At 65.7% G+C, this 20,224-nt stretch carries 19 protein-coding genes and 2 pseudogenes; 7 read left to right on the top strand and 14 right to left on the bottom strand.

The window, feature by feature from the left end; genetic code table 11:
* Position 1 precedes the first annotated feature (1 nt).
* Positions 2 to 1,384: an MFS transporter gene (locus tag L1080_RS03815; protein WP_250776625.1), complete on the bottom strand. Its 1,383-nt coding sequence runs from the start codon at positions 1,382 to 1,384 to the stop codon at positions 2 to 4.
* A 312-nt stretch (positions 1,385 to 1,696) separates the two neighbouring features.
* On the opposite strand from L1080_RS03815, the gene L1080_RS03810 reads away from it, so the two are divergent.
* Positions 1,697 to 3,271, top strand: coding sequence for a hypothetical protein (locus tag L1080_RS03810; protein ID WP_159925306.1), 1,575 nt, complete (start codon positions 1,697 to 1,699; stop codon positions 3,269 to 3,271).
* 36 nt (positions 3,272 to 3,307) lie between these two features.
* Here the strand turns inward: L1080_RS03810 and L1080_RS03805 are convergent, their stop codons facing one another.
* Positions 3,308 to 4,168, bottom strand: coding sequence for a LysR family transcriptional regulator (locus tag L1080_RS03805; protein ID WP_159925304.1), 861 nt, complete (start codon positions 4,166 to 4,168; stop codon positions 3,308 to 3,310).
* An 83-nt stretch (positions 4,169 to 4,251) separates the two neighbouring features.
* Between L1080_RS03805 and L1080_RS03800 the strand changes: the two genes are divergently transcribed.
* The gene (locus tag L1080_RS03800) at positions 4,252 to 5,256 is read left to right on the top strand and encodes a bile acid:sodium symporter family protein (RefSeq protein ID WP_159925302.1); all 1,005 of its coding nucleotides are present in this window, start codon (positions 4,252 to 4,254) and stop codon (positions 5,254 to 5,256) included.
* Positions 5,257 to 5,282: 26 nt separating this feature from the next.
* Here the strand turns inward: L1080_RS03800 and L1080_RS03795 are convergent, their stop codons facing one another.
* From L1080_RS03795 to L1080_RS03765, 7 genes and pseudogenes are all read right to left on the bottom strand, one after another.
* The gene (locus tag L1080_RS03795; protein WP_250776624.1) at positions 5,283 to 7,154 is read right to left on the bottom strand and encodes a zinc ribbon domain-containing protein; all 1,872 of its coding nucleotides are present in this window, start codon (positions 7,152 to 7,154) and stop codon (positions 5,283 to 5,285) included.
* A complete protein-coding gene (locus tag L1080_RS03790) occupies positions 7,151 to 7,387 on the bottom strand; it encodes a hypothetical protein (RefSeq protein ID WP_250776623.1) in 237 nt (78 codons plus the stop codon). Before L1080_RS03790 ends, L1080_RS03795 begins: the two co-directional genes overlap by 4 nt.
* Positions 7,384 to 8,022: a recombinase family protein gene (locus L1080_RS03785; protein WP_159925298.1), complete on the bottom strand. Its 639-nt coding sequence runs from the start codon at positions 8,020 to 8,022 to the stop codon at positions 7,384 to 7,386. The genes L1080_RS03790 and L1080_RS03785 overlap by 4 nt, the downstream gene beginning before the upstream one ends.
* Positions 8,023 to 8,102: 80 nt before the next feature.
* Positions 8,103 to 8,237: pseudogene (locus tag L1080_RS03780) on the bottom strand (L-cystine ABC transporter ATP-binding protein YecC); the annotation flags it as partial.
* 36 nt (positions 8,238 to 8,273) lie between these two features.
* Positions 8,274 to 8,670, bottom strand: a pseudogene (locus tag L1080_RS03775) (recombinase family protein); the annotation flags it as partial.
* 258 nt (positions 8,671 to 8,928) lie between these two features.
* Positions 8,929 to 9,495 carry a dihydrofolate reductase family protein gene (locus tag L1080_RS03770; RefSeq protein WP_250776622.1) on the bottom strand — a complete coding sequence of 189 codons (567 nt, stop codon included), beginning with the start codon at positions 9,493 to 9,495 and terminating at the stop codon, positions 8,929 to 8,931.
* A gap of 457 nt (positions 9,496 to 9,952) precedes the next feature.
* A complete protein-coding gene (locus L1080_RS03765; RefSeq protein ID WP_159925294.1) occupies positions 9,953 to 10,879 on the bottom strand; it encodes a LysR family transcriptional regulator in 927 nt (308 codons plus the stop codon).
* 139 nt (positions 10,880 to 11,018) lie between these two features.
* Between L1080_RS03765 and L1080_RS03760 the strand changes: the two genes are divergently transcribed.
* Positions 11,019 to 12,404: an SLC13 family permease gene (locus tag L1080_RS03760; RefSeq protein WP_250776621.1), complete on the top strand. Its 1,386-nt coding sequence runs from the start codon at positions 11,019 to 11,021 to the stop codon at positions 12,402 to 12,404.
* A gap of 100 nt (positions 12,405 to 12,504) precedes the next feature.
* Complete coding sequence (locus tag L1080_RS03755) at positions 12,505 to 13,641, top strand: PrpF domain-containing protein (RefSeq protein WP_250776620.1); 1,137 nt, start codon at positions 12,505 to 12,507, stop codon at positions 13,639 to 13,641.
* A gap of 75 nt (positions 13,642 to 13,716) precedes the next feature.
* On the opposite strand, the gene L1080_RS03750 is transcribed toward L1080_RS03755, so the two are convergent.
* The 4 genes from L1080_RS03750 to L1080_RS03735 all read right to left on the bottom strand — a co-directional run bounded on the left by L1080_RS03750 (position 13,717) and on the right by L1080_RS03735 (position 17,273).
* A complete protein-coding gene (locus L1080_RS03750; RefSeq protein ID WP_250776619.1) occupies positions 13,717 to 14,601 on the bottom strand; it encodes an alpha/beta fold hydrolase in 885 nt (294 codons plus the stop codon).
* Positions 14,602 to 14,675: 74 nt separating this feature from the next.
* Positions 14,676 to 15,416: an SDR family oxidoreductase gene (locus tag L1080_RS03745; RefSeq protein WP_250776618.1), complete on the bottom strand. Its 741-nt coding sequence runs from the start codon at positions 15,414 to 15,416 to the stop codon at positions 14,676 to 14,678.
* A gap of 160 nt (positions 15,417 to 15,576) precedes the next feature.
* Complete coding sequence (locus L1080_RS03740) at positions 15,577 to 16,593, bottom strand: MerR family transcriptional regulator (RefSeq protein ID WP_250776617.1); 1,017 nt, start codon at positions 16,591 to 16,593, stop codon at positions 15,577 to 15,579.
* Positions 16,594 to 16,607: 14 nt separating this feature from the next.
* Positions 16,608 to 17,273: a HEAT repeat domain-containing protein gene (locus tag L1080_RS03735; RefSeq protein ID WP_250776616.1), complete on the bottom strand. Its 666-nt coding sequence runs from the start codon at positions 17,271 to 17,273 to the stop codon at positions 16,608 to 16,610.
* 205 nt (positions 17,274 to 17,478) lie between these two features.
* On the opposite strand from L1080_RS03735, the gene L1080_RS03730 reads away from it, so the two are divergent.
* Positions 17,479 to 18,123 (top strand): dihydrofolate reductase family protein, encoded by a 645-nt coding sequence (locus L1080_RS03730; protein WP_250776615.1) that lies wholly within the window; start codon positions 17,479 to 17,481, stop codon positions 18,121 to 18,123.
* On the opposite strand, the gene L1080_RS03725 is transcribed toward L1080_RS03730, so the two are convergent.
* Positions 18,124 to 19,209, bottom strand: a complete 1,086-nt coding sequence (locus tag L1080_RS03725; RefSeq protein ID WP_250776614.1) for a helix-turn-helix transcriptional regulator — start codon at positions 19,207 to 19,209, stop codon at positions 18,124 to 18,126. It lies immediately after the preceding gene.
* An 87-nt stretch (positions 19,210 to 19,296) separates the two neighbouring features.
* Here L1080_RS03725 and L1080_RS03720 point away from each other — a divergent pair, with 87 nt between their 5' ends.
* Complete coding sequence (locus L1080_RS03720) at positions 19,297 to 19,761, top strand: cupin domain-containing protein (protein ID WP_250776613.1); 465 nt, start codon at positions 19,297 to 19,299, stop codon at positions 19,759 to 19,761.
* A complete protein-coding gene (locus L1080_RS03715; RefSeq protein WP_250776612.1) occupies positions 19,758 to 20,162 on the top strand; it encodes a DUF1304 domain-containing protein in 405 nt (134 codons plus the stop codon). Before L1080_RS03720 ends, L1080_RS03715 begins: the two co-directional genes overlap by 4 nt.
* The last annotated feature ends 62 nt before the right edge of the window (positions 20,163 to 20,224 follow it).

The following is a 20,224-nucleotide window of genomic DNA, read 5'->3' as shown; positions in this document are numbered from 1 at the left end:
CTCAGACCGCCACCGGGTCCTCGCCGACGAACGTCCCGGCCAATCCGGCGAGCACGACGAGGGCCGCCACCACGAACAGCAGTCCGTACGGATCGGCCGCCAGATGCGCCGCCACGCCCACCCAGGCGGCACCGACGGCCGAGCCACCGAAGCGGATGAGGTTGAACAGTCCCAGACCGGTTCCGACGGCCCCCGCGGGCGAACGGGTCGAACCGGCCGCGGCGGGCGTCTGGACCATGCCGATCCCCACTCCGGCGACGACGAGCACGGCGCCGACGGCGACCGGGTTCCGGATGTCGACCGACAGCGTGATCGCCAGTGCCACTTGGCTACCGATCAAGATCGTCAGACCGGACCGCATCACCACCCGGGCCCCGATCCTGTCGACGAGACGGCCGACGACGGGCGCCGCGCACGTCATGACGACCGGCAGCACGAAGAGCATCAGACCCGCCTGTGTGGTCGAACTGCCCGAGCCCGTCAGGTAGAGCGGAAGCGCGAGCAGCAGGGCGCCGAGCGCGAACATCTGGGTGAAGGCGGCGAGAGCGCTGCGCAGGAAACGCGATTCGATCACCAGGTCGATAGGCACGAACGGGTTCGCCGCCCGCCGGCAATGGATCACGAACCCGGCCGTGACGACAACTCCGGCGCCGATAGTTGCGGCGGCCGTCCAGGCGGGCACCTGCTCCATCGAGACGGTCGTGAGGCCGAGGATGAGCAGGACCGCGCCGAGCGTGACGGCGAACGCCCCGATCACGTCGAGTCGCATCTTCTTGCCGGGGTAGCGCGGAATGTAGCGGAGGGTCGCGGCGAACCCGATGAGGGCCACCGGCACCAGTGGCACGAATACCCACCGCCAGCCCCACAAGTCGCTGACGATTCCGCCCATGGACGGGCCGACGGCCTGACCGATTCCGTTTACCGCCGCCCAGGCGCCGACGGCGCGCGCCCGCCGCGCGGGTCCGAACAACCACGCGATCAGGCCCATGACCGCGGGCGCGAACGCGGCCGCCGCGATCCCGCCGAGTGAACGCCAGATCACGAGCACCGGCAGGGACGGCGCGAGCGCCGCGCCGAGCGAGCAGACCGCGGTTCCCAGCAGGGCGGCGCAGTACACACGCCTGCGACCGAACCGGTCACCGATCCACCCGGCCAGTGGCATCGTCGCCGCGAAGGTGAGGAGGAATCCGACGACGACGAAGATGCCGCTACCGAGACCGGCGTCGAAGTCGGTGAGGATCGCGTTCAACGGGACGTTGACGATGTTGTTGCTGACCGTGCCGACGAACGTTCCGGCGAGCAGCGCCGCCAACGCGGGCGACGTGCCGGGTCCGCGTTCGCCACCCGCAGTTGCACTCTGAGCCTGACCGACCGCCGTGTTCATAGAGTCCACTTTCATCCGAGAATTCGCGTTTCGGCGATGCCATTTCCCGCCATACCCATGCCGCACCACGCCCGCCATATTTGGATAGGCAGGCCTAATTATGAACACGGGATTCCGTGAAACGGCTTCTGTCGAGCATTCCTTTACTTGCGCGTGACAACAAGCAATATCGGCGAAAAATGCCGGGCACAATGCACAAATACGCTGGGTCATCGATGTGCACTCTGGACGTTGACCCTGGAAAACGCCCCGCGCAGTATCACTGCACTGTGACTAGTGCCACTAGTCTGTATCTATTTCGAAGGGCGCACCGTGGATGTAAGTCTCACCGCCGCACATTGGGTGTATCTCGGAGGAATCATTGTCATCCTCGGGACGATGCTCATGCGGAAGAACATCGTCGTTCCCGCCGTCATCGGCACCTTCCTAACCGCCTTCGTGTTCTCCGGCAGCCTCGTCACCGGTCTCGCGTCGATCTTCAATGCGAGCCTTGTCGCCGCCCGCGAGCTGTTCAACATCTTCCTCATCATCTCGTTGGTGACGGCGATGCTCGGCGCCCTCCGGCAGATGGGGGCCGACAGGCTGATGGTCGCCCCGTTCCGGCGCGTCATGCGCGGCGGCACCAGTAGCTTCATCGTCCTGGCCGTCGTCACCTACACGATCTCGCTGTTCTTCTGGCCCACCCCCGCGGTTCCGTTGATCGGAGCCGTCCTCATCCCCGTCGCCATCCGCGCGGGCCTTCCACCGATGGCGGTCGGGATGGCGATCGCCATCTGCGGGCAGGGCATGGCACTGTCCTCGGACTACATCATCAAGGTGGCGCCCGGCCTGTCGGCGAAGTCGGCGGGAGTCGATCCGGACGTCGTCGCGGACCGCGCCCTGGTGATGTCCCTGATCGTCGGTTGCACAGCGCTCCTCATCACCTATTTCACGCAGCGTAGGCACATGCGCCGCCCCGCACCAGAACTGCTCACCGACTGGGAGTCACGCGCGGAGAGCGACTTCGGCAAGCCCCGCGACGACTCCCCCGACGGCGGTGCGACCCCTACCGGCGGCAGCGCGATCAGTCGCGCACCGGCAGAAGCGGCGACGAGTGCGGCTCCCCCGACGTCGACGGCCGTCCTCGCCGAACCCGTCACGGCCTCCGCCCGGCAGGTCATCGACGGCACGTTCCGGAGCATCCGCGCCGCAAAAACTTTCGCAGTACTCGTTCCCACCGCGTATCTGGCGTTCATCGTCTACCTGATGGTCGGCAAATTCACCGACCTGGTGCCCGACCTCAAGGGCGGCGACGCGGCCGCGATGGTCGGCGGCATCGCCGCGCTCATCCTGTTCGCCGCGGCCGCGACCAACGACAAGAAGGGCTTCCTCGAGACGACATCCGAGCATCTGATCGACGGCCTGGTCTTCGCGTTCAAGGCGATGGGCATCGTGATCCCGATCGCCGGATTCTTCTTCATCGGCAACGGTGACTTCTCCGCCGCAATTCTGGGACTTCCCGCGGACGTGACCGGTCCGACGCTGCTCTTCGACCTGGTGAACGCCGCCCAGTCCCACCTGCCGCAGAACGCCTTCGTCACGTCGTTCGGCATTCTCGCCATCGGAATGATCGCGGGGCTAGAGGGTTCCGGATTCACCGGGCTCCCACTGACCGGGTCGCTCGCGGGCGCGCTCGGGCCCGCTGTCGGTATGGATCCCGCAACCTTGGCGGCGATCGGTCAGATGGGGAACATCTGGTCCGGCGGCGGCACGCTCGTCGCCTGGTCGTCGTTGATCGCGGTCGCCGGCTTCGCCCGGGTTCCGGTCCTCGAACTCGCCCGGAAATGTTTCGTGCCGGTGGTGTCCGGCCTCGTGCTCTCCACCGCGCTGTCCGTACTGATCTTCTGACGGCTCGACGGCCTCGGTGGGCGATTCCCACCGAGGTCACGCGCGCAGTCGATCCGCATTCGTGAGGATCGCAGCACGCAGTGCCTGCTCCGGTTCGCTGAGAACACTCCGGCGGGCCTCCAACACGAATTCGACGTCGACCGCCGGCCCCCATTCGTCGCGAGAGCGCATCCGCACCGGAGCCAGCCCGGCGGGTGGAAGCGTCTCGGCATGGAACACGACGCCGAGACCTGCAAGGCAGGCGGCCCGCAGCCCGTTCAAACTGTCCGTCACACAGGTCACCCGCGCACCGCGTCCAGACCTCTCCAGGACGTCGAGCGCCGCTTCCCTCGTGATCGACGGCGGCGGATACGTCACCAGGGGCACCGGCCCCTCTGCATCCGGAACGAAGTCGGGGGCCGCGAAGAACGCCAACCGGTCGGTCCACACCAATTCGCCGTGCCGCTCTCCTCTGCGACGCTTCCCGAAGACCAGGTCCAGCTGGCCTTCGCGCAGTTGCCGAAACAACACTTCGCTCAACGCCACCGTGAGTTCGAGATCCACCAGTGGATGGCTGCGGCGGAATTCGCCCAGAACTTGCGGGAGCTCGTGCAGAACCAGATCTTCGGATGCCCCGAACCGGACGCGCCCTCGCACACCGGATTGCGTGAAGTAACGCTCGGCGTCCGAGTGCCGCTCGAGTATCGATGTCGCGAAACCCACCATCACGGAGCCGTCCGCAGTCAGCTCGACCGAATGCGTGTCCCGCAGAAACAGGCGGCGCCCGGCCGCCAGTTCCAACTTCCCCACGTGCTGGCTGACCGTCGATTGCCGCAGATTCAGGCGCCGGGCCGCGGCGGTGAAACTCCGGGTGCGCGCGACCGCCAGGAAACTCCGCAGATGAACCGGATCAAACATCACCCATTGTTATCACGATTCGGCATTACAGTAAACGCAGCCATCGTCTTTCGAAATATCCGCGCGTTCCTTACGGTCGAACCATGCTGACGAAGATCCCGCTACTCGGAAGACTCGATCCTTTCATTCTCGGCATCCTGATCACCGTCGGGATCGCCAGCCTGGTGCCCGCAGACGGCACGGCCCTGACCGCGTTCACCTGGGCCACGAAGGTTGCCGTCGGAATTCTGTTCTTCCTCTACGGCGCCCGGCTCTCCACCCAGGAGGCGCTGCACGGTCTGCGCCACTGGCGCATCCACCTCACCATCCTGGCGGCGACGTTCGTGATTTTCCCGCTACTCGGAATCGCTGCGCGCCTGCTGGTCCCGACGATTTTGACCCAACCGCTGTACCTCGGCCTCCTCTATGTCTGCCTCCTGCCGTCGACGGTCCAGTCATCGATCGCCTTTGTATCGATCGCCCGAGGTAATGTGCCCGGCGCGATCGTCAGCGCCTCGTTCTCCAACATCCTCGGCATCTTCGTCACTCCGCTCCTCGTGGCATTGCTGATGACGAGTGAGGGGGCTGGATTCGACGCGTCCTCCGCGATCGGCATCCTCGTCATGCTCCTGCTGCCGTTCATCGCCGGACAGGCCGTGCGACGGTGGATCGGCCCCTGGGTGAAGAAGCACGGCGCGCCCCTCAAGCTGGTTGATCGGGGATCGATCCTGCTGGTCGTCTACGTCGCATTCAGTGAAGGAATGAACGAGGGTATCTGGGGCACGCTGTCCGTCGGCCGACTCCTCGGCCTGCTCGCGGTATGCACGGTGCTGCTCGCAGTGGTCCTATCCGTCACCTGGTTCGGGTCGAAGCGCCTCGGTTTCGACCGGGCCGATCAGATCACGATCACGTTCTGCGGATCGAAGAAGAGCCTCGCCACCGGTCTTCCGATGGCCACCGTCCTGTTCGCCAGCCAGCCGATCGGCCTGATAGTGCTGCCGCTCATGCTCTTCCACCAACTGCAGTTGCTCGTGTGCGCGTGGATGGCGGGCCGGATGGCACGGCGCGCCGCCGACGAGACGGAACTCGCGACGACCAGTTCGCGCTAGCCGGGAATCAGTCTGCCAGCATGGCTTCAGGAAGGTCTTGGTGCGCTCGTTCTTCGGCGCGGTGAAGATCGTCGCCGGGCAGCGTCTACGTAACTCATACTTCCTGCCACTGATGTGGCAGAGGTTGGAGAAGTACGTACTTCACGGCTACCCGTAACAACATGCGATGCTGGTGCGGGTTTGACCGTGTCCCACACCGACGCTCGAGGTGCAGGAACGATTCTTCTTTGATTCACCCCCGCCTGGGGTGTCGCGGTGGGAACACTGCGGCGGACCCGGCGATGACGCGGGCGGCTCGGGGTGGGGCTGGTCTTGTCGCGGCACTGCCGGACCGGCGCATGTTCGGCGATCCGGATCTGTGGGTTTTGTCCGCGTTTGCGGATTGCTGCGCGGCGCCCCAGTAGGGCACGTTTGGCGAGGTTCACCCCCGCTACGTGGTCACGATTGCCGCCGACCTTGCACTTCGCGCACCATGCCCGGTGGTAGCCGCCCGGGCGGGAGAGTGTTTCGTTACAGCCCGGGCACAGCGCCGAGGTGCCGCGGGCCGGGACGGACACCACCGTCACACCGGCCCCTGTGGCTGTGTGTGCGAGAGCGTCGACGGCTTTACGGCGGGCGGACTGCGCGGCCCGGTTGTTGTTCACCCGGCCGTGTCCCCGCGTTTCGAGGGTGGTGAGGTCTTCCACCCCGATCACTGCCGCACCTGCCGCGGCGGCGTACTCGACGATGTGACGGGCGAAGTGAAACGCTAATTCGCGGTTGATCTTGCCCCGTTTGACACCGACCGCGGCGCGGTGGGCGTCGAGGACCGCGATCTTTCCTTCAAGTTCGGCGCGCACCTCGGGTGGTGCGGTCGCGGCGAGCCGCGTCAGGCGTGCGGCTTTGCGGTGCAGGTGTTGGCCTTCCGCTTGGAGGCGGGCCAGTTTGATTCCCAGGCCCCGGTCGTCGTAGGTGAAGCCCCGGTAGTCCGAGACCAGTCCGTCGGGGCGTTCGGTGACGATCGCAGCGGCTCCGAGGGTGGCTGGCGACCAATCCACTCCCACCGCGGTTGCTCCTCCGCTCAGATCGGCAGTGGGTATCTGTTCGGTGGCCGCGCAGCGCAGCAGCAGCCCTCGGTGGTCGAGGACGAGGGTCGGCAGATGCCAATCCGTGATCGCTCTGGTGTGCAGGTGCGGTGGGATCGCGGCGATCAGGCGGACCCTGCGCCAGTGCGCCCGACCTGTCGGGGCCTCATGCGTGGGGAGTTTCACCGTCAACACCATCACACCGTCTGCGACGGTGATCTGCGAGAGTTGATGATCGGCAGCGGAAAGCCTCGCCATCACCGAAGTTCGCGGTGGTTCCTGTACGTCGGTGATGCGTAGGCGTTCGGTGGCCGCGCCGTCGGTGCGGCGGGCGCGCGCTGCGAGTTGTCGTGCCACGCCGCGCGCGAAGCCGGCCGGCACATAGTCGCCGGCCGCAGTCGGCGGCGCCAGTCGGCGGGTAGCCGGGTCGAACCTGGCCGACAGGGCACTGATGGCGTGGTCCCGGTACGCCAAGGTGCGTAGCGTGCCGACCGCCTGGGCGGTGACCACCCGGGTCACCCGCGACGGCACGTACACCCCGGTCGGGTAGGACGGGTTCCACCCCAGACGCGCCGCAGTGACATGCCCCTGTGCCGGGAGCCGCCGGCCTTGACTGTCACGTCCGGCGGTAAGGGCATCGAAGGTGGCCGGTTGCCACAACCTCGACACCAACTCCGATTGCGCGGCGCCGATCAGGTCGAGCAGCCACCGAACACGAAGATCGATCTCGTCGAGCCCGATCGGGGCGCCGGTAGCGTCGTCGACCGCCGCGTACGGGCGGGTGGTGTACGAGAACTGGCGTGGCACGGTACATCCGGCCTCGGCAACGGTCATGCCGCCTCACTGAGTACGACAGTCAGCGATGCGCGCGGTGCCTCGTGCTTCGGACAGCAGCAATGTCCTGTTCCGCCGCAAGGTTCAGCGTGCACCCACCAGGTGCGGTCATCGTGGGGGTTTCCTCCGACCACCCGCAACTCCGACAGTTCCTCCGCACACAGATCTTCCGCTGCAGCTCCCTTGCCGAGGTCTTTCGACGCGCGGAACACGATGTCGTCGACGGTGATCATCTCGTCGTCGTGGAGCCGCAGCTTCCCGGCGTCTTCTGCGTGTCCACCGTCTTCGTCGGGTTACCCCCGCAAACCGTGCTGCCGCATCGGCCGAGAAGACGGCGTTGATTCAGCCTCGACCGCAAGCTATAGAACCGGCCCGAAAACGACGCCGGCAACGCCATAAAGTCATCGATCAACTCTTCCCCCACCGATGTGTCGTCATGCTCCCGCAGGACCTCGACCGTAACCCCGACCACCGACAAGTAGCGTCGATCCACGCGACACCGAACCGAGGCCGACCGATCCCGCCACACCACCCGCACCACGGTGAAGTGACCCTTGGCGGCGTCGTCGAGCATCCGGTCCCAAACCGGCCGGCGTTTCCCGCACACCGAACCGCGATCCTTGTACACCCGATACACGACCCCGGTGGCGCTCTCGCGCAACATCTTCTCCTGGATGGCGAGCGAGGACTCCTGCCCAGTCTTGCCGGACACCCTGCAGTACAACGCTTCCACCCGGTCGACCGGAACCTTGTCAGTGGCAGATCGGCCGAGATGGGCGTCGAGGTCAGCGCGGTCGAAGACTCGTTGACCGGAACCTGTACGCCGGGAGGGCAACCGGCCTTCCGACGCGGCCTTGCAAACTCCCACGACTGACAGTTCAGCTACACGCGGCCTCACCCATTCACATGAAACGGAGAGTAGCAGACAGGATCAGGAGGTATCAGAGACTACGTCAACTGTTGAGAGCCTTCCTCCACGATTCGGCCCGCGTCGAACATCATCACCCGGTTCGACACGTCCCGCGCGAACTGCACCTCGTTCGTGAGAATCAGCATTGTGATGTCGGTGGTGCGCGCTACGTTCCAGGAGCAGCCGGATACCGCTGCCCAGCAGATTGTGATCCGCATCCCCTCCCTCGTTCGTGCCCGAATCAGGTCGCCCTCGAATTCGGCAACCATTGCCAGGACGTTGAACAGCAGGTGACCGACCGGATCGGTGGGATCCTGCAACGAGGCTCCGATCTGCGGGCACGCGTTCCGGGCCGTGAGCTCATCAACGATGTCCCGGGCATCGGGCAACGAACGGGCCAGACGATCCAAACTTGGTCACCACGAGTGTGTCGGTGTTCCGGCACGCTGCAAGGGCGTTCTGCAGTCCGGGCCGTTGACGATTGGTTCCGGTCAAGCCATGGTCGACGTAGATCCGTTCCGGTGACACCCCGAGCGCGAACAGTGCGTGCTGCTGTGCGGTCATGTCTTGTTGATCGGTGGACACTCGTCCATACCCGATGTACATCGCTGAATCCCATCTCTCGGACGCACAACGCTGAAGGGGTTGTGCTTGGGAATCAACGGTCGAACATCATTGACGACGGCGACTAGCCCAGTGCGGGACAGCCCAGAGCATGGGCACGGCCGCTTCCTGTGCAGCGTCTCAAAATGCCACCGGCATTGAGATGCTCCAGCCATGTAGGGTCTCGCGGCTGATGTCGCAATCTCACGGGCCGCGTCGTACCAGTACGACATCACCATGAGACTAGCGCGTGGGTGCTGCTCAGCGCCTCGTCTCGTACCTGGTCAGGACCACGCCGCCTGGAAACGTCCGCGTCTCCACCAGGTTCAGGTTCACCCAGCTGTCCAGCGCGGTGAAGAACGGCGTGCCGCTGCCTACCAGGACCGGATAGGCGGCGATCACGTACTCGTCGATCAGCCCGGCGCGCATGGCCGCCCCGGCGAGCGTTGCGCCGCCGATGCTCATGGGGCCGCCGTCCTCGGCCTTGAGCCGGGTGATCTCGGCGATCGCGTCGCCGGTGACCAGGCGGGTGTTCCAGTCGACCTTGTCGATCGTCGAGGAGAACACCACCTTCGGCGTGTCCCGCCAGTTCCGCGCGAACTCGATCTCCGCCGGGGTGGCGTTGGGCTGCTGGTCGCCGGTCGGCCAGTAGGAGCTCATCGTCTCCCACAGCTTGCGCCCATACAGCGACAGGCCACACGCCTGCTCGTGGTCGAGCCACCACTGGAACAGCTCGTCGCTCGGCGGTCCGCCCCAACTGATGTCGTCGCCGGCCGCGGCGATGTAGCCGTCCAGGGTCAAATTCATGCCGTAGATCAGTTTCCGCATGGCACAGCCTTTCCGTCCGCGGGTGTCCGGCGTATAGACCAGCGCGGCGCGGGAAACTCATCGGTGCGCGATCTGGGCTCGCCGGTAGTCCTCGTGCTCGGGGCTCAGCGTGGCGTACTCGGCCGATTCTGGCAAGCCGCCTGATCTCGACCGTTCGCAGTGCCTACGCTGTTCTGGGCAGGGCCGCGCCGGCATGCGCCTGCTTCCGCAGGGCCTCGAGATTCTGTCGCATCTGGGGTCGCATGTCCCGATGCTGCGGGAGCAGACGCTAATCGAGCGAGGGCAGTGGGCGGTACGGCAGTCGGTCGATCCGATACGAAACCGTCCTGGCAGCCATGTTAAACGGCGGCACTCGGGGCTGCGTTCGTCGATGCGCGTGACGCCGGCGACCGCGTCATACAGCTGCCGGGCTTTCGGTGCTGCTTTCACACTCGGCCCTGCACGCGCACCCCCGCCGTCAGACGGACGGCGCAGTGGCCATGCGGTCGGCGGCGCCGCGTAGTGCGCGTGAGATCGCGTACATGGCGGGGGTGTACTGGCGGCGGGCGAGAGAGGCGATGTAGATGACGCGCGTCGGCACACGGTCCTGCTCACGAAAAGTCACCGTCCGGACGTCCGGCCGGTGGTAGGCCACGGCGAGCCTCGGAACCATGGCGATTCCGACGCCGGCAGCGACCATCGCTTCGATCTCCTGGTAGTCGTGGGCTTCGTAGACGACGTCGGGTTCGAATCCGGCTGCGCGGCAACTACGGAGAAGGACCTCCCCTGCCGGATGATCGTTGCTTCGGATGATCCAACGAGCATCGCAAAGTTCCGGGAGCGCGATCTCGTCGTCGCTCCGATGATCGATGGGCAGCAACAGGACCGTCTCGTCCTCCATCAACGATTCCAGCGACAGCGACCGCTCGGCTTCCTCGGTCCACGAGTAGCTCCACAGCAACGCCAGATCCACCTCGCTCGAGTGCAGCATGTCGAGAAGTTGCGGGCGTACCGCCGAACGCACGCGCACGTCGACTTCAGGCCACCGTGAGTGGTACTCCTTCAGCGCGTCAGAGAGCAGCGACGCGCTGACCGTAGGGAAAGAACCGAGCCGCACAGACCCGCGCTGCAGGCCACGGATCGCTTCGAGATCGCCGCTCGCGGCGCGCATCTCGCGTCGGAACAGGCGAGCGCGGCTGGTCAGGACTTCACCGGCCTCGGTGAGCTGGACCCCACGGGGCAGCCGGGTGAGCACCGGCTGCTTGATGCTGTGTTCGAGCTTGGCGATGCGCTGCGACGCGGCCGAAGGGGTCATCCGAGCGCGCTCGGCACCGGCAGTCAACGAACCCGCTTCCGCAATGTCGAGCAACAGGAACAGCGTGACGACGTCGAATGAGTGCTGCACTCGACCTCCCGACTTCAGTTGAGCTAAAGGGACCAGTAGCGAAACGGTATTGCCCTTAAACCGGTGCCGTCAATAGTGTGATGTGGACGACGTTCAAGCGCTGAATGTGACCTTCTGCCCACGCCTGGAAAGCTCTCTTATGACCTCCATCGAGATCCTCCCGCTCATCGCGCTCGTTGCGATGTTCGCGATCGCCACCTTCTTTCCGATCAACATCGGCATTCTCGGCTTCATCGGCGCTTTCGTCGTCGGCTATTTCGCACTCGGCTACGACGACAAGGAAATTCTCACTGCGTTTCCGAGTTCGATCGTGCTCACCATCGTCGGAGTGACCTACTTCTTCGGCATGGCCAAGCGCAACGGCACCATCGACCTGCTGGTCAACAGCTGCATTCGTGCGGTGAACGGACGGGTCACGGTCGTTCCCTGGGTGTTCTTCTTCACCGCATCCGTGCTCACCGCACTGGGAACTTTCAGTCCCGCCGCCGTCGCTCTGATCATCCCTGCCGCGATGGCGTTCGCCGCCCGCACTCACATGAGCCCGCTGGTCATGGGCATCATGGTCATCAACGGGGCCCACGCCGGCGCCTTCTCGCCGATCTCCGTCTCCGGTGTCCTGGTCCGAGACATCGTCGAGTCGAACGGCCTCTCGATCGCCCCGTGGACGTTGTTCTCCTCCAGTTACGGCATCAACCTGCTGCTCTCGGTGCTGACGGTGGTCGGCTACGCCGCGCTCGCCCGCACCCGAGGACTGGAGTTCTCCGCAACCGGGTCGACTGATGCCGCGCCCCTCGGCGGTTCACGCGACGGCGCGCCGCACCGGACGACACTGCCCACGGGCGGCGGCAGCAGCAGCTCCGGAGCACCGGGCACGCGGGTACTCACGCGGCCGGTCTCGACCACCCTCATCGATGCAGCCGCACCCGTTACCCGCGCCCAAAAGCTGACGCTGTTCCTCATCGGGGCCCTGTTGGTGCTGGTCCTGGTCCTGCATCTGCCGATCAGCTTCATAGCCATCGCGGCGGGAGCAGTCCTGGCGTTCACCGATCTGAAGAAGCAGAACGACGCGATCGCGGACATCAGCTGGTCGACGGTCCTCCTCGTGGCGGGCATGGTCACCTACATCTCCATCCTGCAAGAGGTGGGCACCATCGACCACCTGGCAGAGATGGCCATCACCATCGGCGCACCGCTCATCGTCGCGTTCGTGCTCTGCTACGTCATCGGCGTCACCTCCGCCTTCGCATCCTCCACAGCACTGCTCGCCGCGGTGATTCCGCTCGCCATGCCGCTGCTGGGAACGGGAGCGCTACCAGTGGTCGGTGTCGTCGCCGCTCTCGCCATCTCCGCCACCGTCGTCGACGTGTCCCCGTTCTCGACGAACGGCGCCCTCGTTCTGGCCAATGCCCAGAACGTCGAGCGGCCGCGCTTCTACCGTCAGCTGCTGCTCAACGCAGGCATCGTCGTCGCCGTCGCCCCGGCGCTGTGCTGGCTGATCCTGGTCGTCGTGCCGGCACTGCTCTGACTCTTAAGCCGCACTGAACGACCACGACAGATTTCTCCATTGTGCTTGAACCTCGCGGACCACAGCCTGGAAGCACAGACACGATCGAAAGGTCCATCCGATGTTCACTCTCCGAGGCACCTGGATGCGAGGCGGGACCAGCAAGTGCTGGCTCTTCAACGCCGTCGACATCGACCCCTACATCGCCGGCGCCGGCGGACTCGACAACATCCTCACGGCCGCTTTCGGGTCCGGCGATCCGAGGCAGCTCGACGGCGTCGGAGGCGGTAGCTCCACCACATCCAAGGCCGCCATCGTGCGGCGATCCACCGTGCCGGACATCGACGTCGACTACCTGTTCGCTCAGGTGGCGATCGACGACCGGACGGTCGAATGGGGCAGCGACTGCGGTAACTGCGCCACCGCGATCGGCCTCTACGCAGTGCAAGCCGGGTTGGTCGCCATCGACGACACCCTCACCATCGTGCGCATGCGGAATCAGAACACCGGAGCCGTACTGCGGGCAGAGATCGCCACGCCGGGTCGCCACGTCCCCACCGAGGGAAGCGCCTCGGTCCCGGGCACGCCGGCACTCGGCGTGCCGGTGGGTCTGACGTTCACCGGGTTGGACGCCGATCGCACCACCCTGCTGCCGACCGGACAGGCCGTCAACCGAATCGAGCTCGGCAGCAACATGTATCGAGGAACACTCGTCCGGGCCGGTGCTCCCGCCGCGCTGTTCGACGCGACGGACCTCGGGCTCACCGGCGCAGAGGACAACGACACCCTCGCCGACCGGCTTCCCACGCTCATCGCCCTTCGCCGCGAGGCTGCACTCTTGATGGGACTCGCACGGCCCACCGATCCGATAACCCACGCCATCCCGAAAGTGGGAATCGTCGGACCACCCACGGACTACCGCACCGCAACAGGAACTCTGGTGCGCGCCGAGGACTACGACGTGTCGGTACGCATGATGTCGATGATGGCCCCCCATCCCGCGATCGGGCTCACGTCCGCTGTCGCAGTGGCGGCAGCCGTCACCGTGTCGGGCGGGACCGTCGCCACCAACGCCCGAATCGGCTGGCCGGGTTCGCTCCGTATCGGCACCGCTGCAGGCGTTCTCGACGTCGACTACGCCCTAGACCCTCACGGCATCCTGCAGACGGTGACCCTGCATCGAGCCGTACGACGAATCGCGACCGCAGATCTCTTCGTGGCAATCTCGACTTCCGCGCTCGTGGGTGCGGGAATCTGAAGTTGACGACTCACTCTGGTCCGGATCGAAGCGTTCACCGTCCTCTGACGGCGGCAGTCGGAGGGAGCGTCATTTTCACACTGGTGCAAGGTCGCTCGCTACCAGCGCGAGAATGTCGTTCGCGTGGCTGACGGCGATGAAATGACCACCACCACTTATCGGGTGCCAGACGGCGCCCGGGGTCTTGTCCGCTACCGTCTTGTTGATGATCTCCGGCACCAGGGTGTCGGCGCTTCCCTGCCAGAAGTGCACGGGGCGAGTCACTGTCGTCATGTCGAACGGCCAGGCCTTGTAGAGCATCGTGGCATCGGCGACGAGTCCGTCCGCGCCATGCCGAAAGCATTCGCGCCCTGCCCTCAGAAACGCGTCGAGGACCTTTTCGTCAGCCAACACCTCCTGATCCGCGGTGCACGCCGACTGCGTGATCGCCTTCGCGTAGCGATCCGCGAAATGGGTGGCACTGATACCGAGCACGTCGTACATGAGTGTGAAACCGGGATGGAAGTGAAGCGCCAGGCGGCCACCCAGCGCGTCGACGCTACTGAGGTACTTCGCGGCCCAGTTCGATCCGAACGTTCCGTAATTGCCCCCGGCGATGCACACGACATTGACCAGCCGTGCGGGATCCAGATAGGCGGCGGCCGCGAGGGCCCACGGTCCACCCTCGGACCAGCCGGTTACTGCGAATCGGTGGGCGCCGAAGGAGTCGGCCAGCAGCAGGAGGTCATCGGTCCAGCTTTCGAAGGTGCGGCCCCGCTGGAGATCTGACCCGCCCATGCCCGGCCGGTCCGCGCATACGAATCTCAGTCCATTGGCCTTCGCATACGGATCGAACAGTTCCGCCTCCAGTCGGCTCGAGGGTCCCCCGTGGTTGTGCAGCACGAGTGGTCCGCCCGGGTCACCGGCTTCGAGATACGTGATGATCCGGTCGCCGACCCGGATACTTCCCTCTCGCGTCACCTGGACTCCTCACCGTGTTGGCCGGAACCCGAACCCGGGTCGGCGGCGTCGAAACTGCAGTTCCCTCGCAGACGTCAGCGACGCTGCTGAAGCCAGTCCCGATAGTGCGTGGGCGCCAGACGAGCGTCTGAACCCGCTGTGAGCGCGTCTCCGGTAACTGCGCCGAACAACCCGGCGTTCTCGTCGAGAGTCACGGTCCGGGCATCGCCCTGCGCCGCCAACGTGATTCTGCCGAGTTCGTCGAGAGGAAAAACCTCCGGACCGGCAATGTCTCGGATACCTCCCAGCGGTGTACCAATAGAGACTTCGACGAGCGCATCGACCACCTCCGCAGCGGCAATCGGCTGGAGTGGGGTGGAGGGCAGCCGCACTGTGTCGCCGTCGGAGGTCCAGGACAAGACGGCGTCGACGAACTCGAAGAACTGGGTGGCACGAAGGATGGAGTACGGCGTCGGCCCCTGCCGGAGCAGGTTCTCCTGGAGGGTCTTTGCCCGGTAGTAGTCCAACTGAGGCACTTGATCGACACCGACGATCGAGAGGACCACCTGATGCCGGACACCGGCACGTTCCCCGGCCGCCAGCAGGTTACTCATGGAGGCCCGGAAGAAGTCCAGGGACGCCTCATCGAAGGTCGGAGAGTTCGAGGCATCGATCACCACATCTGTACCCTCGAGTGCGCTGTCCAGACCCTGACCCGAGATCAGGTCGACGCCGGTGGACTGCGACGCGGGAATCGCCTCGTGACCGGCTTCGTTCAGCTTGCGGACCACCTGCGATCCGATCAACCCGGTACCACCGATGACTGCAAGCTTCATCGTCTCACCTTTCACGGCCGTCGCCGACGGTCGGCGCCGAGATGCCGGAGGCCTCCGCCCATTGTCCTCGCTCGGCAACGCGCTGTGAACCGCTATCGCCGGGTCCGTTCGTATCTCGACATCATCGGACGACGGGGACTTTGACCGGATGCGACCTTCATTATCGGAGCGGGCTTCGACCCCGGTCCTGCGCGCTCACGATCGCTGCCGCGGTGGACGCGATCGTCCGGTCGCCGTCGTCGGTGAGCCTGCCGAGTGCCGCCCGGGCCGCCGTGCCGGGAATCTCCGCGAGGGCCTGTGTGATTCGCAGCCTGGTGGGTGCATCGTCGGCGTTGTCGAGCTCGCGCTGCAGGGCCTCGACGATATCTTCCGCCGGAGATGCAATGGTCGTCAGCAGGCCCAGGACTTCGGCCGCCTCGACATCGCGCCGCCCGTCGACGACCATCTCGAGGAGGGCCGGTATCGAGTCCACGTTTCCCCGAGAGCCGAGAGCCAGGGCGGCGTACCCGCGGATGCCGGCATCCGGATCATCGAGGGCTCGTCTCAGATGTACCGTTGCCTCCGCTGTGTGGACAGCCGCTATCGCGGCAGTCGCGCGACGCCGGACGTCGACCTCCTCCGCGTCGAGACCCTTGGCAAGATGCGCAAGTCCGCGACCGGCGACCCTCGCCAACGACCAGTGCAGCGCACCGGCCACATTGGGGTCTTCCTCCGCGAGGGCGGCCTCGACCAGCGCTTCGACGGGTAGCGATGCCTTCCCGCTCTGCGACAGGATCGCTTGTTGACGACGGGCCGCCGACTCCGATTCGAGTGCGCGCAGCAGGGCGACGATGCGCAGGACATCTTCCCACTCCGCCGGGGAGGCGGCGTCTACACGTTCGAGCTTCGCGAGCAGTTCCTCATCGGCAGCGATTCGCTGGCGGGTGTGCCGGATGAGGTCGCCCACCAGATCGGCCGGAGTGAAATCGGGCCCGTCCAGTGCTCGTTTGACTTCGTTCAACGACAGCCCCAACGTCCTCAGGCTCTCGACGTGGAACAGCCGTCGGATGTCGTCGGCGGAGTATTCGCGGTAGCCGCCAGTGGTGCGGCCGGTGGGACTGACCAATCCCAACGTGTCGTAGTGACGTAGCATTCGCGTACTGACGCCGCACCGCCGAGAAACCTCGCCGATCAACATCCCCTCTCCTTCCGCTACGTGTCCGGGCCGGCGACCGCGACGCGCGTCGCCATCTCGAGTGCAAGGCTGAATCCGCTGTCGGGGTCGTGACAGAGCTGCTTCGTAGCATCGGCATGCGCACGAATCCGCGGATCGGGACTCGCCCTCGCGTCGTCGAGGACCGGTAGGACAGCATCCCCGAGTCCGACCAGCGCACGGCTCAGACTGAGCTGCAGGTGCTGATCGCCCCGGCCTAGTTCTGTCGCCAGATCGGCCGCGAGCGCGGCCTCCTCGCCCGGCGGCACGAGCACCACGGCCGCCCGCCACGCGCTGCGCGCGACCTCGTCGTGGTCGTTGTGCAGCAGTCCCGACACCCCGGGCCAGGCGAGCCGATCCCCGATCTTGGACAGGGTGTGCAGCGACTGACTGCGGGCCTGCGCAGTGTCGGACCCGAGCTCTCGGACCAGTCTCGGCACCGTGAGTTCGGGCGGCAGGCGGCACAATGCCCAGGTCAGCATGTCGCGGACGAAGAAGTCCGGTTCGACGGCGCACCGAGCGACGAGAGCGTCCATGAACTGGGGGTCTGGGCGCGTGCCGGCCGCGAGCGCCGCCCGCAGCCGGCTCGACGGGCCGCCCGCAGCCAGAGTGTCGACGAGGTGAGCGCTCGACCCACCGTGGTTGGTTGTGTTCACGACAACCACCTCCTTCGCCGACCATTCGAGTCCTTGTCACTGTGTCAGGGTCAAGCGTTGCCGTCAGGGTAGGCGTGGATCAACTCGCAGATCCGGTTGCACGAGAAGAGTCACCCGCCTTCTCTACTGTGAGGGGTGCGAGTTCCACCGATGAGTTTGTCCGGCTCGCGGGTCCAACCATCATCACCCTCTTCGACAGTGCAGGAGAAATTGAATGGATCAGCTGCTGAGAGTCCAGAACTTCACGGTGTCTCGCGACGGGTTCGGCGCCGGTGAAAACCAGAGCTTCGAGAGACCGTTCGGCCACGCCGACCCCGGCGAAATGTTCACCTGGGCCGGCGCCACGGCGAGCTGGCCCATGCGGACCGACCCCGGCGGGAGCCGCGGACTCGACGACTACTTCACGCGGGATTTCGCCCGAAACATCGGCGCCGAGATCATGGGCCGCAACAAGTTCGGACCCCAACGGGGGCCGTGGGAGGACCACAGCTGGCGCGGCTGGTGGGGCGACGAACCGCCGTTCCATACTCCAGTATTCGTGATGACTCATCACGAGCGTCCGTCGTTCACCCTCTCCGACACCACATTCCACTTCGTCGGAGGTGACCCTGCCACGGTTCTCGAGCAAGCGCGTGACGCCGCTGGCGGCAAGGACGTCCGACTCGGCGGCGGGGCTACCACCATCCGGCAGTTCCTCGACGCCGACCTCGTGGACACCATGCATGTGGTGGTCTCTCCGGTGCAACTCGGGTCCGGCGTGCGACTGTGGGATTCCCCCGATGAACTGCTCGACCGGTTTCATCTCGAGGTTGTGCCGAGCCCCAGCGGTGTGGCACACCACCTGTTCTGGCGCAGGTGATCACTCTGCCCGACGCACCTGCGGGGAACCGGCGCCTGCCGGTTCCGTCGCAGGGCCGAATCGGAGCCGCGCAGCGAGTTCGGCGCGACTGCGAACTCCCGTCTTCGCATAGACGGATTTCAGGTGATCCTGCACGGTATTGGCAGTAATGGCACGGCGCTGCGCGATGTCGGATGTGGCGTATCCCGCCACAACGTCGCTACAGATTTCGCGTTCTCGTGCGGTCAACCCATAGGCGGCGAGCAGCAGACCGGTGAGGTCGCTGCCACCGGCCGATTCGAAAGTGACCACGGTCTGCGGTTCGTCGCCACCGAGCATGGCGGTTGCTCGCACCAGAATCCAGCCGCCGTGTGCGTCACGGATGCGGGCCCGGAACATCCCGGAACTGCTGGACCGTGCACCGAATGTCGCGGCCCGTAGCACCACGGTCATCCGCCCGTGGGCGACTTCCTCGACGCGATCCCGCCAAGTTCGGGCCGCGGAAGTGAAGGAAAGGGGATCGCCCGTGGCACTCGTCAACACCACTGCCGGCCCCTGATCGTCCGGTGGTTGGGTAGCCGGAGCGTGCACTGCCGCCGCCCGGGTCGCGGCCGCCAACCCCGGTGCCACCAGCGCGAGGAACTCGACATCGCGGTCGGAAAAATCTGGCCCCGATCGAACGAAGCCGGCTCCACCCCAGCAGGTTCCGTCCACTCGGAAGATGACCCGAACCTCTCGTGGCAGACCGAGGGGCCGCCACACGGAACTGTGCCGGAGACTGCGCGCCACCTCGTCGACGGGCAGGTCGGAGGCACGGGCGACTCCACGACCGGTGCAGGCGAGATCGGCGAACGTCGCGGGATCACTTCCGCCGTATTCCGACTCGGCAAGCAGCGGCTCGTATTCCTGAGGAATGCGATTGCGCCCGCTGGTCATCGAACTGATCGAGAGCGACTCCGGGTCGATCATCGCCCAACACGTCAGGTCACTGCACACCGTCTGCTCGACCAGCTCGATGGCGCGCTCGTGCACTTGCGTGACGCCGGCACCCGATGCCGCCAACGCCACCACTTCCCGGCGGATCCTGTCCGCTCGGATCTCGAGCATGCAGCCAAGTATGCGCTGCTCACACCGTCGCGGCTATCCCAGATTTCTGGGATGGGCCACCGATCATCCCGGTTCTACGGTCGCAGTATGTCTACCCACGTTCACATCCTCCGCTCCTGTGACGGCCCACGCCTCACCATTCCCGACGCCGATATCACGGTGCTGGTACCCGGCGAGGTCACCCGCGGGGCATACGAGGTCTTCCTGGTCGAAAGTCGGCAAGGCAGACCGGGGCCACTGCATACCGAGCCGTGGCCGAAGTCCTACCACCTACTGCGCGGCCGGATTCTCGTTCAGGCGGCCGACACCGGTTACGAACTCGCCGCGGGTGAATCCATCACCTTCCCCCCGGGAACGATGAACACCTTCACCGTTCTCAGCGAGTCTGCCGAGTTCCTCCTCGTCACGGCCGGTGCGCACATGAGCGGGTTCTTCACCGAACTCGACGCTCTCGGTCGCGCTCAGCACTCGGCGGAGGACGTCGCACCCCTTCTCCTCGAGGTCGCGAACGAGTACGGGATCACGCTGGCGAGCCAAGCGGGTGCGTCATGATCGTCATTGCTCAGATTGCCGCGCTGATCGCGGCGGCCGTTCACCTACTCGCGTTCGTGTGGGAATCGGTGGTGTTCCTCCGGCCGTCGGTGCACGAGCGGCTGTTCAGGATTCCCACCTCCGACGTACCGGCTGTCCGCCTGTGGGCGTTCAACGTCGGGTTCTACAACTTGTTCCTCGGTTCCGGCGCGGTGGCCGGCGTGGTTCTCTGGTGGGCCGGGTCGGACACCGCGGGCCGCACCCTCGTGATCTACACCTGCATCTTCATGTTCCTCGCAGGAATCGCCCTGGCCGCCTCGGACCGTATGGCCTTGAGCCGCCCTCGCGGGTCGGGCGTCGCCGGAGCCCTGTCCCAGAGCACACCTCCCCTGGTGGCGTTGGTGGCCCTGGCCATCGGATGAGCACGATCGTCTCGCGATTGCCAGTAAGTTCTCAGGCTCCGAACCCACCCGGGAGCGTCACC

Source organism: Rhodococcus sp. MSC1_016 (assembly GCF_023667485.2).
Classification (GTDB): Bacteria; Actinomycetota; Actinomycetes; order Mycobacteriales; family Mycobacteriaceae; genus Rhodococcus_F; species Rhodococcus_F oxybenzonivorans.
Note: the sequence above shows the minus strand (reverse complement) of the source record. Positions and strands in the feature narration are given on the sequence as shown.